Annotated in this window: 16 protein-coding genes; all 16 read left to right on the forward strand. The window is 46.0% G+C overall.

Annotated elements, in window-relative coordinates; genetic code table 11:
* The first annotated feature begins 41 nt into the window (after positions 1 to 41).
* Positions 42 to 710: a bacillithiol biosynthesis deacetylase BshB2 gene (gene bshB2 / locus E4U82_RS07500; RefSeq protein WP_135109587.1), complete on the forward strand. Its 669-nt coding sequence runs from the start codon at positions 42 to 44 to the stop codon at positions 708 to 710.
* Between the two features lie 23 nt (positions 711 to 733).
* On the forward strand, positions 734 to 928 hold the full coding sequence (locus E4U82_RS07505; RefSeq protein WP_135109588.1) for a PspC domain-containing protein: 195 nt from the start codon (positions 734 to 736) through the stop codon (positions 926 to 928).
* Positions 928 to 1,284, forward strand: a complete 357-nt coding sequence (locus tag E4U82_RS07510; RefSeq protein WP_135109589.1) for a phage holin family protein — start codon at positions 928 to 930, stop codon at positions 1,282 to 1,284. The genes E4U82_RS07505 and E4U82_RS07510 overlap by 1 nt, the downstream gene beginning before the upstream one ends.
* A gap of 172 nt (positions 1,285 to 1,456) precedes the next feature.
* A complete protein-coding gene (gene hprK, locus E4U82_RS07515) occupies positions 1,457 to 2,395 on the forward strand; it encodes an HPr(Ser) kinase/phosphatase (protein ID WP_135109590.1) in 939 nt (312 codons plus the stop codon).
* Positions 2,396 to 2,400: 5 nt separating this feature from the next.
* On the forward strand, positions 2,401 to 3,243 hold the full coding sequence (lgt, locus tag E4U82_RS07520; RefSeq protein WP_135109591.1) for a prolipoprotein diacylglyceryl transferase: 843 nt from the start codon (positions 2,401 to 2,403) through the stop codon (positions 3,241 to 3,243).
* Positions 3,244 to 3,264: 21 nt separating this feature from the next.
* Positions 3,265 to 4,224 (forward strand): nucleoside recognition domain-containing protein, encoded by a 960-nt coding sequence (locus E4U82_RS07525; RefSeq protein WP_135109592.1) that lies wholly within the window; start codon positions 3,265 to 3,267, stop codon positions 4,222 to 4,224.
* Positions 4,199 to 4,834, forward strand: a complete 636-nt coding sequence (ppaX, locus tag E4U82_RS07530; RefSeq protein WP_135109593.1) for a pyrophosphatase PpaX — start codon at positions 4,199 to 4,201, stop codon at positions 4,832 to 4,834. The genes E4U82_RS07525 and ppaX overlap by 26 nt, the downstream gene beginning before the upstream one ends.
* A 5-nt stretch (positions 4,835 to 4,839) precedes the next feature.
* Positions 4,840 to 5,358 carry an acyltransferase gene (locus E4U82_RS07535; protein ID WP_135109594.1) on the forward strand — a complete coding sequence of 173 codons (519 nt, stop codon included), beginning with the start codon at positions 4,840 to 4,842 and terminating at the stop codon, positions 5,356 to 5,358.
* Between the two features lie 127 nt (positions 5,359 to 5,485).
* A complete protein-coding gene (locus E4U82_RS07540) occupies positions 5,486 to 6,925 on the forward strand; it encodes a nicotinate phosphoribosyltransferase (protein ID WP_135109595.1) in 1,440 nt (479 codons plus the stop codon).
* Positions 6,926 to 7,041: 116 nt separating this feature from the next.
* Positions 7,042 to 7,587: a glycerol-3-phosphate responsive antiterminator gene (locus E4U82_RS07545; RefSeq protein ID WP_135109596.1), complete on the forward strand. Its 546-nt coding sequence runs from the start codon at positions 7,042 to 7,044 to the stop codon at positions 7,585 to 7,587.
* Between the two features lie 110 nt (positions 7,588 to 7,697).
* Positions 7,698 to 8,915 (forward strand): formaldehyde dehydrogenase, glutathione-independent, encoded by a 1,218-nt coding sequence (fdhA, locus tag E4U82_RS07550; protein WP_135109597.1) that lies wholly within the window; start codon positions 7,698 to 7,700, stop codon positions 8,913 to 8,915.
* 222 nt (positions 8,916 to 9,137) lie between these two features.
* Positions 9,138 to 9,947, forward strand: a complete 810-nt coding sequence (locus E4U82_RS07555; protein ID WP_135109598.1) for an MIP/aquaporin family protein — start codon at positions 9,138 to 9,140, stop codon at positions 9,945 to 9,947.
* 54 nt (positions 9,948 to 10,001) lie between these two features.
* Positions 10,002 to 11,495 carry a glycerol kinase GlpK gene (gene glpK, locus E4U82_RS07560; protein WP_135109599.1) on the forward strand — a complete coding sequence of 498 codons (1,494 nt, stop codon included), beginning with the start codon at positions 10,002 to 10,004 and terminating at the stop codon, positions 11,493 to 11,495.
* A gap of 88 nt (positions 11,496 to 11,583) precedes the next feature.
* Positions 11,584 to 12,567: a dihydroxyacetone kinase subunit DhaK gene (gene dhaK, locus E4U82_RS07565; protein ID WP_135109600.1), complete on the forward strand. Its 984-nt coding sequence runs from the start codon at positions 11,584 to 11,586 to the stop codon at positions 12,565 to 12,567.
* Between the two features lie 16 nt (positions 12,568 to 12,583).
* The gene (dhaL, locus tag E4U82_RS07570; protein ID WP_135109601.1) at positions 12,584 to 13,204 is read left to right on the forward strand and encodes a dihydroxyacetone kinase subunit DhaL; all 621 of its coding nucleotides are present in this window, start codon (positions 12,584 to 12,586) and stop codon (positions 13,202 to 13,204) included.
* 1 nt (position 13,205) lies between these two features.
* Complete coding sequence (dhaM, locus tag E4U82_RS07575) at positions 13,206 to 13,580, forward strand: dihydroxyacetone kinase phosphoryl donor subunit DhaM (protein WP_135109602.1); 375 nt, start codon at positions 13,206 to 13,208, stop codon at positions 13,578 to 13,580.
* Positions 13,581 to 13,652 lie beyond the last annotated feature (72 nt).

The raw sequence follows: 13,652 nt of genomic DNA on the forward strand, positions 1-13,652 counted from the left end.
TCACTATAATTATTCTGCTGCAAAGGGTCAGGTGAAAAATAATGGAAAAACATGTTGTTGTAATTTATCCGCATCCCGATGATGAATCATTCGGTGCTGCCGGAACGATCACGAAATACCGCGAACAGGGCGTGCCTGTCACGTATTTATGCGGAACACTGGGCGAAATGGGCCGGAATATGGGGGCGCCGCCTTTTGCCAACCGGGAAACGTTGCCGGAAATCCGCAAAGAAGAATTGGTGAACGCATGCAAGCAATTGGATGTTGAACTCCGCATGCTCGGGTACCGGGACAAAACGGTTGAATTTGAAGACAGACGTGAAGTAGCAAAGCATTTAAAAGGCATCCTGGATAACCTGCAGCCAAGTCTGGTTATCACGCATTATCCGGAATATGCTGTACACCCTGATCATAACGCTATGGGGGCAGCAGCCATTGAAGCAGTTCGGCTGATGGATCCCGAGACCCGCCCGACTGTCTGGGCACAAGCGATCAGTAACAATCACATTGAGGAACTGGGCAGGCCGAACATTATCAATGATGTAACGCCCTTCTTCGAGCAAAAAATGGACGCTGTTCTTTGCCATAAATCGCAGGCAAGCGGAATTTTGGGCCAATTTCAGGAAAACTGGTCCACCGATGATCTGAATGAGGCAGCCAAAAAGCAATTAGGTAAAGAAGCGTTTTATATATGGGATTTTGGTGAATAATCCAGTGTGAGAGGAGGTTTATCATGAAAAAACGATTATACCGGTCGAATTCCGAACGGATGGTATCAGGGATTTGCGGAGGCCTGGCGGAATACTTCGATATTGACCCGACCATTATCCGCTTGCTGTTTGTGGCATTCGCATTCGCAGGGGGTGCGTCTATCTACGCTTATATTATTGGTATTTTCGTTATTCCGAATGAACGGGAGGTGCGTTAATGCTGCTTCGTTGGGTCATATCAGTTTTTCTAAACGCAGTCGCACTGATTGTCGTTGCTGAACTGTTTGATTCTTTCCAGCTTGATGGCTTTGGCACGGCGCTTTTGGCCAGTGTTATTCTGGGTATTTTAAATGTCATTGTTAAACCGGTGCTGGTTGTTTTGACGCTGCCGATTACATTACTGTCACTCGGTTTGTTCTTATTTGTCATCAACGCCATCACACTTATGATTACCCAGGCTATAATGGATGACTCATTCGTAATTGAAGGATTTGGAACAGCCATTATTGGAGCCATTGTGATATCTTTATTAACCTTACTGCTGAACAAACTTGTCAACGATACCGTCAGATAATCGCAGGCAAAACTTCCTGCGATTTTTTCAGCTCTACCAGGTAATGAGAATATTCCATCATGCTAAAATATGCTACAATATAAATCAGCCTTATCTCGCATGTAACGGATGGGAAAACGTACCCACTGAATGAGTTTCATTTTATTGTATGAGTTAATGGAGGTTTCTTTTCATGTCGACAGTCCGTACGAAAGATTTGCTGGAAAATTTTAACTTGACCCTTGTTGCAGGGGGAGATGGCGTTCACCGGGAAATTATTACAAGTGATGTTCATCGTCCCGGGATTGAAATGACCGGTTATTTTCAATACTATCCAAAAGAACGTGTTCAATTAATCGGCAAAACGGAAATGGCGTACTTTCTTGATTTGTCCGATGAAAAGCAAAAAGATCGCATGGAACATCTATGCACAGATATCACACCTGTCATCGTCATATCACGCGGGATGGATATCCCTGAGGTCATGCTGGAAACAGCGGATAAGGCAGGTGTTCCGATTCTGCATTCACCCCGGAAAACAACTCGTGTCATCAGCAGACTGACAAATTATCTGGAAGCCAAATTCGCCCCGTTTACAGCCATCCATGGTGTTTTAGTTGACATCTATGGTGTAGGGGTACTTTTGACAGGGCAAAGTGGTGTCGGCAAAAGCGAATCTGCACTTGAATTGGTCAAGCGGGGACATCGGTTGGTCGCTGATGACAGTGTGGAAATTCGGCAGGAGGACTATGATCAGTTAATCGGCAATTCACCGCCGTTAATCGAACACTTGCTGGAAATCCGCGGGCTGGGTATCATTAATGTTATGACCCTTTTCGGTGCCGGTGCGGTCCGGAGTCATAAAAAAATATCATTGATCATCAATTTGGAATTATGGGATGATCAAAAACAGTATGATCGACTTGGCCTTGATGAAGAAACAATGAAAATCATGGACGTTAAACTGCCGAAAGCGACCATTCCGGTCAGGCCGGGCCGGAATCTTGCTGTTATTATTGAGGTTGCTGCCATGAACTTCCGGCTGAAGCGGATGGGGGTAAACGCTGCTGAGGAATTTTCTGAACGGCTGACAGAGATGATTGATCAGGGAAATGCTTTAGATGAGGGGTGATTGAAATGACATGCAATGCACCAGCGTTGGATCCGGTTTTTTTAAACATTGGTCCTTTGACCATTTACTGGTATGGGCTGATTATTGCGTTTGGCGCTTTTTTAGGATTATATATCGCAACAAAAGAATCTGACAAACTGGGTTTACAGAAAGATTTGATGGTTGATCTGGTTGTGTTTGCCATTCCGGTTGCCATTATATTTGCCCGTATTTACTATGTTATATTTGAATGGGACCGCTATATAGGCGGGCCATGGTGGGACGTTTTCGCTATATGGGAAGGCGGAATTGCCATTCATGGTGCCCTGATCGGCGCTGTTTTGACAGCCGTTATATTTGCCCGGGTGAAACATGTTTCATTCTGGCAGCTGGCTGATATTGCTGCACCAAGTCTGATTTTGGGGCAGGCAATCGGACGCTGGGGGAACTTCATGAATCAGGAAGCGCATGGCGGACCAATCAGTGAGGAGACGTTTAACAGTTTTCATACATATTTGCCGGATTTCATTATGAACCAGATGTGCATTGAAGGCGTGATGTACCACCCGACTTTTTTATATGAATCGGTCTGGAACATCCTGGTGCTTGTATTCTTATTAGTCTTGCGGCGCAAAAATCCGCTGCGTGGTGAAGTATTCCTGAGCTATCTGATGGCCTATTCAGCCGGCCGTCTCGTAATCGAAGGCATGCGGACCGACAGCTTATACGTACCTGGGACTGAGATCCGGATGGCACAACTCATTTCGGTCCTTATTATTTTAGGATTGGCAGCACTTATGTGGTACCGCCGCAGAACAGGTAAAACCACGAAACATTACGACGGTACAAAGGTAAAGAAGAAGAAATGATGAAAAGCGGGTGATGGGTAATTGACTGGTATTTTACAGCGGGGAGCACAGCAGGGGCTCCAGGTGACATGGACATTAGGGAAAGTCATTTTTCCTATTACGCTGATTGTAACCATATTGCAATATACACCGGTACTGCCCTGGATAATTGAACAAATCAGCCCGTTAATGAGTCTTTTGGGCTTGTCCGGGGAAGCTGCGGTGCCATTGGTACTGGGGAATTCCCTGAATTTATATGCTGGCATTGCAGCAATCGTGTCATTTGAATTTACAGTAAAAGAAGTCTTTATATTGGCCGTGATGATGTCGTTTTCGCATAATTTGTTTATTGAATCAACGGTTGCATCTAAAGTCGGCGTCAGCTGGTGGCTTATTTCCGGCATTCGCATTTCACTTGCGCTGATTGCTGCCACTGTGATTAACCTGCTGTGGAATGGTGGGGCGGAACAAGCGCAGTATGGCCTGATTTCGTCATCGGATGTTGTGTTGAACGGATGGTCTGAGATTTTACTGCACGGACTGCAAACAGCACTTGTTGCGATTGTGCAGCTGGCACTTATTGTGATTCCGTTAATGATCGCTATGCAATTTTTTCGTGAAAAAGGCTGGTTGACAGCAATATCCGATAAGCTAGGTCCGTTCACCAGAATACTGGGGATGGAGAAAAAGACGTCCATGACACTTGTCGCTGGTCTGACCATCGGGCTTGCCTATGGTGCAGGTCTGATGATCCAGGCGGTGAAAGAAGACGGGATATCAAGGCGGGATATGTATTTGGCTCTAATCTTTTTGGTTTCCTGTCACGCGGTTGTGGAAGATACCCTCGTATTTATACCATTGGGGATTCCCGTCTGGCCATTATTGTTAATCCGTTTGGTAACGGCCATTCTATTGACAATGTCGGTCGCGTTCGTTTGGAAGCGACTGGAAAAACGACACAGGAAGGAACCAGCACATGACCATTCATACCATACTCTTTGACCTTGACGGCACACTCATTGACACGAATGAACTGATCATTGAATCATTTATGCATACGTTTGACACGTATGGAAAAAAGCTCACACGTTCGGAAGCTATTGAATTTATCGGACCGCCATTAAGAGATACATTTCAGCAAGCGGACCCGGAACAAGTGGACGCGCTGGTTGAAACGTACAGGCAGCACAATCAGCAGCATCATGATGATTATGTGACGGCATTTCCCCATGTTGTCGATACACTGGCAGAACTGCAGAAAAGACGTATTCAGCTCGGTGTTGTAACGACCAAGACGCGCAAGACAGTTGACATGGGCCTCCAGGTTACAGGGCTTGAACATGATTTTAAAACGATCATTACACTTGATGATGTCACCCACGCCAAACCGCATCCCGAACCAATCGTAAAAGCACTCAAGGTGTTGGATGCAAGTACGGATTCAACGTTAATGGTCGGTGACAATTCGCATGATATTGAAGCAGGTCAAAATGCCGGGACGAAGACGGCAGGTGTCGCCTGGTCCTTGAAAGGGCGGGAAAAATTAGCGACCTATAACCCGTCGTACATGTTGGAAGACATGCGGGATCTGCTGGATATCACAGAGGTGTAAGCTATATGCGGAAAACGAATCGATATCCTGTTGAGCAGGCCAATTCCTTATGGCAAATCTATAAAACCGTCCCATTCTGGAAAGTTGTTAAAAACTTCATCGTGATCCAATTGGGACGATACACACCTTTTTTGAACGTGAAAAATTGGCTGTACCGGACGTTTTTACGGATGAAAGTTGGAGAAAAAACAGCATTTGCGCTGATGGTGATGCCCGATACCATGTTTCCGGAAAAAATAACGGTCGGCTCAAACAGTGTGATTGGCTATAATTCGACGATTTTGGCGCATGAATATTTAATTAAGGAATACCGGCTCGGGGACGTCGTGATCGGCAATGATGTCATGATCGGAGCCAATACCACGATTCTTCCGGGTGTAACAATTGGTGACGGTGCGGTTATCTCCTCAGCGACGCTTGTCAATCGGGATGTCCCGTCCGGATCGTTTGTGGGCGGCAACCCGATGCAGGTGATTTATACGAAAGAAGAGATAGCCAAGCGGATGGAAGAGGATAGAGAATAGTGGAGGCTTGAAAATATCTCTGAATGAACAGGTCGCCGTATCATGAACGAAGGCTAATATCCTTTTTGTTTGAACACAAAGCGTTTTAATATACAATAGCAGTAATGCCATGTAACGGAGGAGAACAATGGACTACGAAAATTTAACCTTGCACACGGACAAGTATCAAATCAATATGATGTATGCGCACTGGAAAAATAACTCTCACAACAGACGGGCGATTTTTGATGCGTATATCCGCAAGAATCCTTTCCGGAATGGTTATACGGTATTTGCCGGGCTCGAACGGATTGTGCACTACATAAACAGCCTGCACTTTACGAAAGAGGACATTGATTATTTAAAACAGCAGGAAGAAAATTATGAAGAAGCATTTTTGGACGAGCTGCGAGCGTTCTCCTTTACAGGGAATATCTATGCAATGCGTGAAGGTGAAATTGTATTTCCAAATGAGCCGCTCATCCGAGTTGAAGCGCGTATTTTTGAAGCCCAGCTGATTGAAACAGCCATTCTGAATTTCATGAACTATCAAAGCTTGATTGCCACAAAGGCAAGCCGTATTAAGCAGGTTGCCAATGATGATACACTGGTTGAATTTGGCTCCCGTCGGGCACAAGAGGCTGATGCTGCGGTTTGGGGCGCCCGCAGTGCCTATATTGCCGGGTTTCACGCAACATCCAACATGCGCGCCGGCAAGTTATTTAACATACCGTCGAAGGGAACGCACGCGCATTCCTGGATTCAGGATCATGACACAGAAGAAGAAGCGTTCATGAATTTTGCCACAGCTCTGCCCGATCAGTCAATCTTACTGGTGGATACATACGATACACTTAAATCCGGAATCCCCAATGCCATCAAAACTGGGAAAATGCTCGAATCCCAAGGGAAAAAGTTAAAAGCGATACGCCTTGACAGTGGTGATTTGGCCCGGTTATCGATTGAAGGCCGGCAAATGCTTGATGAGGCTGATATGGATTACGTGGAGATCATGGCCTCGAATGATCTCGACGAAGAAGTTATCATGCATTTGAAGCTGCAAGGGGCCAAAATTACATCATGGGGTGTCGGTACCAAATTGATCACCGGTGCCAGAAAGCCATCGCTCGGTGGCGTCTATAAACTTGTCGCCAGGGAAGACGCAGAAGGCATGATTCCGGTGATTAAGCTGTCCGACGATATTGCTAAAGTAACAACGCCCGGTCCGAAGAAAGTTTACCGGATTATTAACCGTAAGACCAATAAATCGGAAGGTGATTATGTTGCGTTAGATAGTGAAACAGTAGATGACAAACCGCTCAAAATGTTTGATCCGCTGTTTCCCCAGAAATTCAAATACGTGAATGACTACGAAGCACATGATCTGCTGCAGCCAATTTTCGTCAACGGAGAACAAGTCTATCCACTCCCGTCACTTGAGGAAATTCATTGTTATCACAAAGAGCAGCTTTCCTATATTTGGGAGGAAACGCTGAGACTGCTTAATCCACAAACCTATTACGTTGATTTGAGCTATGATTTGTGGAAGATGAAGCAGGACATGATTGAGAAGCATTCGATGGAGTAATGTATAAGGAAATAATGTCCACAGCAAATCGACGCGGTATCCTTCTCCAGTGCAGGTACCGCGTTTTGTTGTTAAAGTTTCTGATAGGATAAAATGAAACATGGAGGAGGCGTCAAATGGAACTGCCGAAAGGAATCATTCCTGCCATTCGCCAAATGAAAGATTTTGAAAAAGCACTTGAAACGGATCATCAGACGATTGTTTTTCTTGAAACCCGTCTGGCCCAGTTAAAAAGTCTGGTCAAGTATGCCAAACGGGAGCATAAACAGGTCCTGCTGCATTTTGATTTGATACAGGGGTTAAAAGCCGATGAGTACGGCATGGAATTTTTAATTCGTGACATTAAACCGGATGGGATTATTTCAACTAGAGGTAATATTATTAAGTTAGCCAAAAAACATAAACTGTTTGCCATCCAGCGTATGTTTTTATTAGACAGCATGGCGGTTGAACACAATTTAAAACTGATTGACAGATTTCAGCCGGATTGCATTGAATTACTGCCAGGACTTATTCCGGATATTATTCAGGAAATTGATAAAGAATCCGGGGTCCCGGTCATTGCTGGAGGGCTGATCAGAAATAATGAAGAAGTCTCTTCTGCATTGAGTGCTGGAGCGATTGCGGTATCGACGTCGAACACGGAATTGTGGGATACTTAAAAACTCACCCTTTATTTATTGAAATGTTCAGTCATAATTTATATAATAGAACATAGAATGATAACGCTTACATGGAGGGCATCACTAACATTAGAGGGGGTTGGGATTGTATGGCAGGTAACAGGGCAGTCGTCTATCTAAAGCCGGGAGAAGTAGAGGTACAGGACACCAATTATCCTGAGCTGATTCTAAGGGACGGTCCGGGGGTTAATCCGCTCAACGTAGGCAGGAAGTGTAATCATGGGGTCATCCTGAAAGTCGTTACAACAAACATTTGCGGCAGTGACCAGCATATGGTCAGAGGCCGGACGACCGCACCAAGCGGGCTGGTACTGGGGCACGAAATTACGGGTGAGGTTGTTGAAACCGGGAGTGACGTGGAATTTATTAAGAAAGGTGATTTGGTATCCGTCCCGTTCAATATTGCGTGCGGACGATGTCCAAGCTGTAGAAGACAGGATACGCATATTTGTGAAAATGTCAATCCGGACAGGCCGGGCTCAGCGTATGGATACGTGGATATGGGCGGCTGGGCAGGCGGCCAGTCTGAGTACGTGATGGTGCCATATGCGGACTTTCAGCTGTTGAAATTTCCCGATAAAGACCAGGCGATGGATAAAATTCTTGACTTAACCATGCTGTCGGATATTTTTCCAACCGGTTATCACGGAGCAGTCAGTGCCGGTGTTAAGACGGGGTCAACTGTTTATGTTGCTGGTGCCGGGCCGGTAGGGTTAGCAGCTGCGCATTCAGCACAACTCCTTGGAGCATCAGTTGTCATTGTCGGGGATATGATTGAAGAACGTTTAGCACAGGCGAGAAGCTTCGGCTGTGAAACCGTCAATTTACGTGAGCATGATGATCTGGGTGAACAGCTTGAGCAAATTCTGGGGGTTCCGGAAGTAGACTGTGCCATTGATGCGGTTGGGTTTGAGGCAAGCGGTCATGGTGAAAATGGTGGTGAAGCCCCCGCTACGGTACTGAATTCGATTATGGGTGCAACCAGAGCTGGCGGACGTCTGGGTATTCCTGGTCTTTATGTAACCGGAGACCCAGGTGCTGAGGATGCTGATGCGAAAGAGGGAACACTGAAAATCCGTTTCGGGCTGGGGTTTGCGAAGGCCCATACATTTGTAACGGGCCAAACGCCGGTTATGAAATATCACCGGGATTTAATGAAGGCGATTTTAAGCGGCAAAGCGAATATCGCCAAGGCAGTCAACGCGACACTCATTTCACTTGACGAGGCGCCTGAGGGTTATAAACAGTTCGATGGCGGCGTATCGAAAAAATTTGTTATTGACCCGCACGGTTTGGTGAGAAGTTAGGACTATTTTATGAAAAAGGACTTATGAAAAACTGTTGACAGCGTTTACAACTGTGTGGTAAAGTAATAGTCAACAAGTTAAGAACGTGGTGGAGACATGGAGACCCACGCTGCAATAGTACTTTCGGGACAAGTACGACTATTGCAGTGTGGGTTTTTTGCCGTCATAATGTGCGGTCATAACTTGTTTAAGAGATTGTATTACTGTTAAGGGAGTGTTAAAATGACCGAGTTTTTAGCGGAACTGATTGGTACGATGGTACTGATTATATTAGGGGGCGGTGTCGTTGCGGGCGTTGTCCTGAAGAAAACAAAATCAGAAGGCACTGGCTGGGTGATGATTACTATTGGCTGGGGTCTTGGTGTTACAATGGGGGTATATGCAGCCGGTGTAGTTACTGATGCTCATATTAACCCCGCAGTAACCCTTGGATTTGCCGCAGCGGGCGAATTTCCGTGGGCAAAAGTTCCGATGTATATAAGCGCTCAAGTAATTGGTGCTTTTATTGGGGCGGTGATTGTGTTCTTTAATTACTTGCCACACTGGAAAGAAACGGATGATCAAGTGGCACAACGGGATGTATTTTCCACAACCCCGGCCATACTCAGTCCCTTTTCCAATCTGGTCAGTGAAATGATTGGCACATTTGTCCTTTTATTGGGACTTATGTTTATCGGGGCAAATGAGTTTTCTGAAGGACTGAATCCAGTGGTTGTCGGACTGCTGATTGTTGCGATTGGAATGTCATTGGGTGGTACGACCGGTTATGCCATCAACCCTGCCCGTGACCTTGGCCCGAGAATTGCACATGCGCTGCTGCCGATTCCCCGTAAAGGCGGGTCAGGATGGGGCTACTCCTGGATCCCTATTGTTGGCCCGATTTTAGGAGGCGTTTATGGTGCGGTTTTTTACAATGCGTTTTTCCTAGGTGAATATTCTGTGCTATTTTGGGTATTAAGTGTTGTAGTGGCCATTATTTTAATTGGCGCTGCAAGTTCGGAGTTGAAGAAAGCAAAAACAGCAGCAGACTAAAGCAGCGGATAAAACCGTATAGACTAAACAAGCATTTTTAAGGAGGAGAACATAATGAGTGAAACTTTTATTTTGTCATTAGACCAAGGGACCACAAGTTCACGGGCGATTCTTTTCAATCACAAAGGTGAAATCGTGGAAACGGCGCAAAAGGAATTCGAGCAATTTTTCGATCATCCAAGCTGGGTGGAACACGACGCGAATGAAATTTGGACGTCTGTACTCGCTTGTATCTCAGAAGTGCTGCGCAAGTCAGATGTCGATCCATCGCAAGTTGCCGGGATCGGTATTACCAACCAGCGTGAAACAACCGTTATTTGGGACAAAAATACCGGGAAACCTATTTACAGGGCGGTTGTTTGGCAATCACGCCAGACAGACGGCATTTGTAAAGAATTAAGGGAACAGGGCTATGAAGAGGTTATTCGCGACAAAACCGGATTGTTGATTGATCCGTATTTCTCCGGTACCAAAGTCAAATGGATTCTTGATAATATTGAGGGTGCCCGGGAAAAAGCTGATAATGATGAATTGTTATTCGGTACAATGGACACATGGCTTGTTTACAAGCTTTCCGGAGGCAAAACACATATCACGGATTATTCCAATGCTGCCAGAACCTTAATGTTCAATATTTACGATCTTAAATGGGATGATGAATTGTTGGACATACTGGGTGTACCGAAAAGTATGCTGCCCGAAGTCAAGCAGTCTTCCGAAGTTTATGCGAATACCGTTGATTACCATTTCTTCGGTCATGAAGTCCCAATAGCCGGTATTGCTGGAGACCAGCAGGCGGCGCTATTTGGCCAAGCTTGTTTTGAAAGAGGTATGGCGAAAAACACGTACGGAACCGGTAACTTCATGTTGATGAATACAGGTGAAGAAGGCGTCGTATCTGAAAATGGCCTGCTTACCACGCTGGCATGGGGTGTCGATGGCAAAGTGGAATACGCGCTGGAAGGCAGTATCTTTGTATCCGGATCGGCGATTCAATGGCTGCGTGATGGGTTGAAGATCATCGAAAATTCACCACAGAGTGAAGACTATGCCACAGCGGTGGACTCAACAGATGGAGTGTATATGGTACCGGCATTTGTCGGGCTTGGAACACCATATTGGGATAGTGACGCACGCGGTGCTTTCTTCGGCATTACACGCGGTACATCCAGAGAGCATATGATCCGGGCAACTCTCGAATCACTCGCCTACCAGTCAAAAGACGTCCTGGATGCTATGATAGAAGATTCCGGCATCGAATTAAAAACACTGCGCGTTGATGGTGGTGCCGTTAAAAATGACTTTCTGATGCAGTTCCAGAGTGATATGGTCGGCGTCCCTGTCGAGCGGCCTGTCGTTCAGGAAACAACGGCTCTGGGCGCAGCTTATCTTGCCGGGCTGGCAGTAGGTTATTGGAAAGATAAGAATGAGATTGCTGAACAGTGGCAAAATGAACATACATTTAACAGCGATATGGCAGAAGAAAAACGTGACGAACTTTATGCCGGCTGGAAAAAAGCTGTCGAGGCAGCGAGAGTGTTTAAATAAGTTTTTCTCAGGGGAGATCAATAAGAGAAGGTAAGAACTGATCGCCCCTTTGATTTAACCAAACAGGACGATAAGGAGGGTAGTGGATTTGAAAAAGATTATCAATGATCCAAATGAAGTTGTACAGGATATGGCGGCAGGTTTGATTGCTGCACATCCCGATGAATTGCAACAGTTACCTGGGACGACGGTGATCGCGAAAAGTAACGCCCCGATCAAGAATAAAGTTGCAATTGTCAGCGGCGGGGGAAGCGGCCATGAACCTGCCCACGCCGGTTATGTCGGAAAAGGCATGTTAGATGCTGCGGTTGCCGGAGAAGTATTCACATCCCCGACGCCTGACCAGATTTTTGAAGCGATCAAAGCTGTCGATGGAGGCGCAGGTGTATGTTTAGTCATTAAAAATTACACAGGTGATGTCCTGAATTTTGAAATGGCAGCGGAACTTGCTGAAGCAGAAGGCATTGACGTGGAAAAAGTGGTCGTAAACGATGATGTAGCAGTGGATGAAGAATCGTCACGACGAGGGATTGCCGGAACTGTTTTGGTCCATAAAGTGGCCGGAGCAAAAGCTGAACAGGGCGGAACCCTTAAGGAAGTGAAGGCAGCTGCAGAAAAAGTGGTTGAGAACGTCCGGTCCATGGGCATGGCCCTCACGCCGTGTACCGTACCCGCCGCTGGAACACCAAGTTTTCAATTAGGTGAAAACGAAATGGAAATCGGGATCGGGATTCATGGAGAGTCAGGGATCGAACGCAAATCCATCACCACAGCGGATGACATTGCGAAAGAGCTGACCGACAGGATCCTGGATGATTTTGATTTCACTGGCGGTGATGTAGCCGTTATGATCAATGGATTAGGGTCCACTCCGGAAATGGAATTGTATATTGTCAACAAACAAGTACAAGCAATCCTGGCTGAAAAGGGCATTACCGTTTACACTACATTTGTCGGCGAGTACATGACATCATTGGAAATGACCGGTTGTTCGGTCACCTTATTAAAGCTGGATGATGAATTAAAAACACTTTTGAATGAACCATCACAGGCACCTGCTTTTCGCAGCTGAGAAAGGGGTTTTGAACATGGCATTAACGGTACAGGATGTTGTGGCATGGATAGATAAATCAAACGAAACAATCCAGACGAATAAAGACTATCTTACAACGCTTGACCAGGCAATCGGTGACGGCGACCACGGCATTAATGTGGCCCGTGGCTTTCAGGAAGCTGCTGCAAAAATTGCTGATGGGAATTATACGAGCAGTGCGGATGTATTAAAAGATACGGCCATGACCCTCATGTCCAAAATTGGCGGTGCATCAGGCCCGTTATTCGGCACGGCGTTTTTGAAGTTATCCACAGCGGTTAAAGGAAATGACCCGGTTGATTACGCAACGTTTACAACCGGTCTGAAAGAAGCTGTGAATGGCATTAAACAACGGGGGAAAGCAATAGAAGGCGAAAAAACCCTTGTTGATGTATGGTCACCGATGGCGGACTTTTTCAGTCGGCAAGCGGATTTCGATGGCGAAAAAATCGCAGAAGAGGCAAAGAATGCGATGGAACAGACAAAGACTATGACAGCAACGAAAGGCCGGGCAGCCTATTTTAAAGAACGGTCAGACGGCCACATCGATCCGGGTTCTGCTTCCTCATGTTACATTTTCAAGGCATTAGCCGATGTTATTGGAGGGAAGTCCTAATATGTCCTATGTTGGTGTCGTGCTCATTTCCCACAGCCCAAAAGTTGCGGAAGGCATTCAAGATATGATCCGCCAAGTGATCAAAGATGTCCCAATTGAGGCTGCCGGTGGAACAGATGAAAATGAAATCGGAACAAGTATAGATAAGATCCAGCAGGCAATCAACCGTGCCAATGAAGGCCAGGGTGCCGTCGTGTTTTATGATATTGGCAGTGCCAAAATGAATGCGGAAATGGCTGTGGAGATGTCACAAGCAGAAGATGTCAAAGTCATGGAAGCGCCCTTGGTGGAAGGTTCCTATGTTGCGGCGGTTGAATCCGGCATGGATAAAGATAAGGAAAGCGTTGCCGCTGCTGTTGAGAAAGAATTCGGTTAATACCGCAGTCAATCACTATACACCATGCAAGTAAGTGTGATATGATAGTGGCAAGTTAATAAATGTGCCGGA

Origin of the sequence: Lentibacillus salicampi (genome assembly GCF_004565465.1) — a bacterium.
GTDB classification, from domain to species: Bacteria; Bacillota; Bacilli; order Bacillales; family Amphibacillaceae; genus Lentibacillus; species Lentibacillus salicampi.

Excerpts from the sequence above, each read along its gene's own strand:
- dhaM (WP_135109602.1), top strand. The coding sequence starts at position 13,206 with ATGTCCTATGTTGGTGTCGTGCTCATTTCCCACAGCCCAAAAGTTGCG.
- fdhA (WP_135109597.1), top strand. The coding sequence starts at position 7,698 with ATGGCAGGTAACAGGGCAGTCGTCTATCTAAAGCCGGGAGAAGTAGAG.
- lgt (WP_135109591.1), top strand. The coding sequence starts at position 2,401 with ATGACATGCAATGCACCAGCGTTGGATCCGGTTTTTTTAAACATTGGT.
- dhaL (WP_135109601.1), top strand. The coding sequence starts at position 12,584 with ATGGCATTAACGGTACAGGATGTTGTGGCATGGATAGATAAATCAAAC.
- bshB2 (WP_135109587.1), top strand. The coding sequence starts at position 42 with ATGGAAAAACATGTTGTTGTAATTTATCCGCATCCCGATGATGAATCA.
- hprK (WP_135109590.1), top strand. The coding sequence starts at position 1,457 with ATGTCGACAGTCCGTACGAAAGATTTGCTGGAAAATTTTAACTTGACC.
- E4U82_RS07510 (WP_135109589.1), top strand. The coding sequence starts at position 928 with ATGCTGCTTCGTTGGGTCATATCAGTTTTTCTAAACGCAGTCGCACTG.
- E4U82_RS07545 (WP_135109596.1), top strand. The coding sequence starts at position 7,042 with ATGGAACTGCCGAAAGGAATCATTCCTGCCATTCGCCAAATGAAAGAT.
- E4U82_RS07540 (WP_135109595.1), top strand. The coding sequence starts at position 5,486 with ATGGACTACGAAAATTTAACCTTGCACACGGACAAGTATCAAATCAAT.
- ppaX (WP_135109593.1), top strand. The coding sequence starts at position 4,199 with ATGACCATTCATACCATACTCTTTGACCTTGACGGCACACTCATTGAC.
- E4U82_RS07555 (WP_135109598.1), top strand. The coding sequence starts at position 9,138 with ATGACCGAGTTTTTAGCGGAACTGATTGGTACGATGGTACTGATTATA.
- E4U82_RS07535 (WP_135109594.1), top strand. The coding sequence starts at position 4,840 with ATGCGGAAAACGAATCGATATCCTGTTGAGCAGGCCAATTCCTTATGG.
- glpK (WP_135109599.1), top strand. The coding sequence starts at position 10,002 with ATGAGTGAAACTTTTATTTTGTCATTAGACCAAGGGACCACAAGTTCA.
- E4U82_RS07505 (WP_135109588.1), top strand. The coding sequence starts at position 734 with ATGAAAAAACGATTATACCGGTCGAATTCCGAACGGATGGTATCAGGG.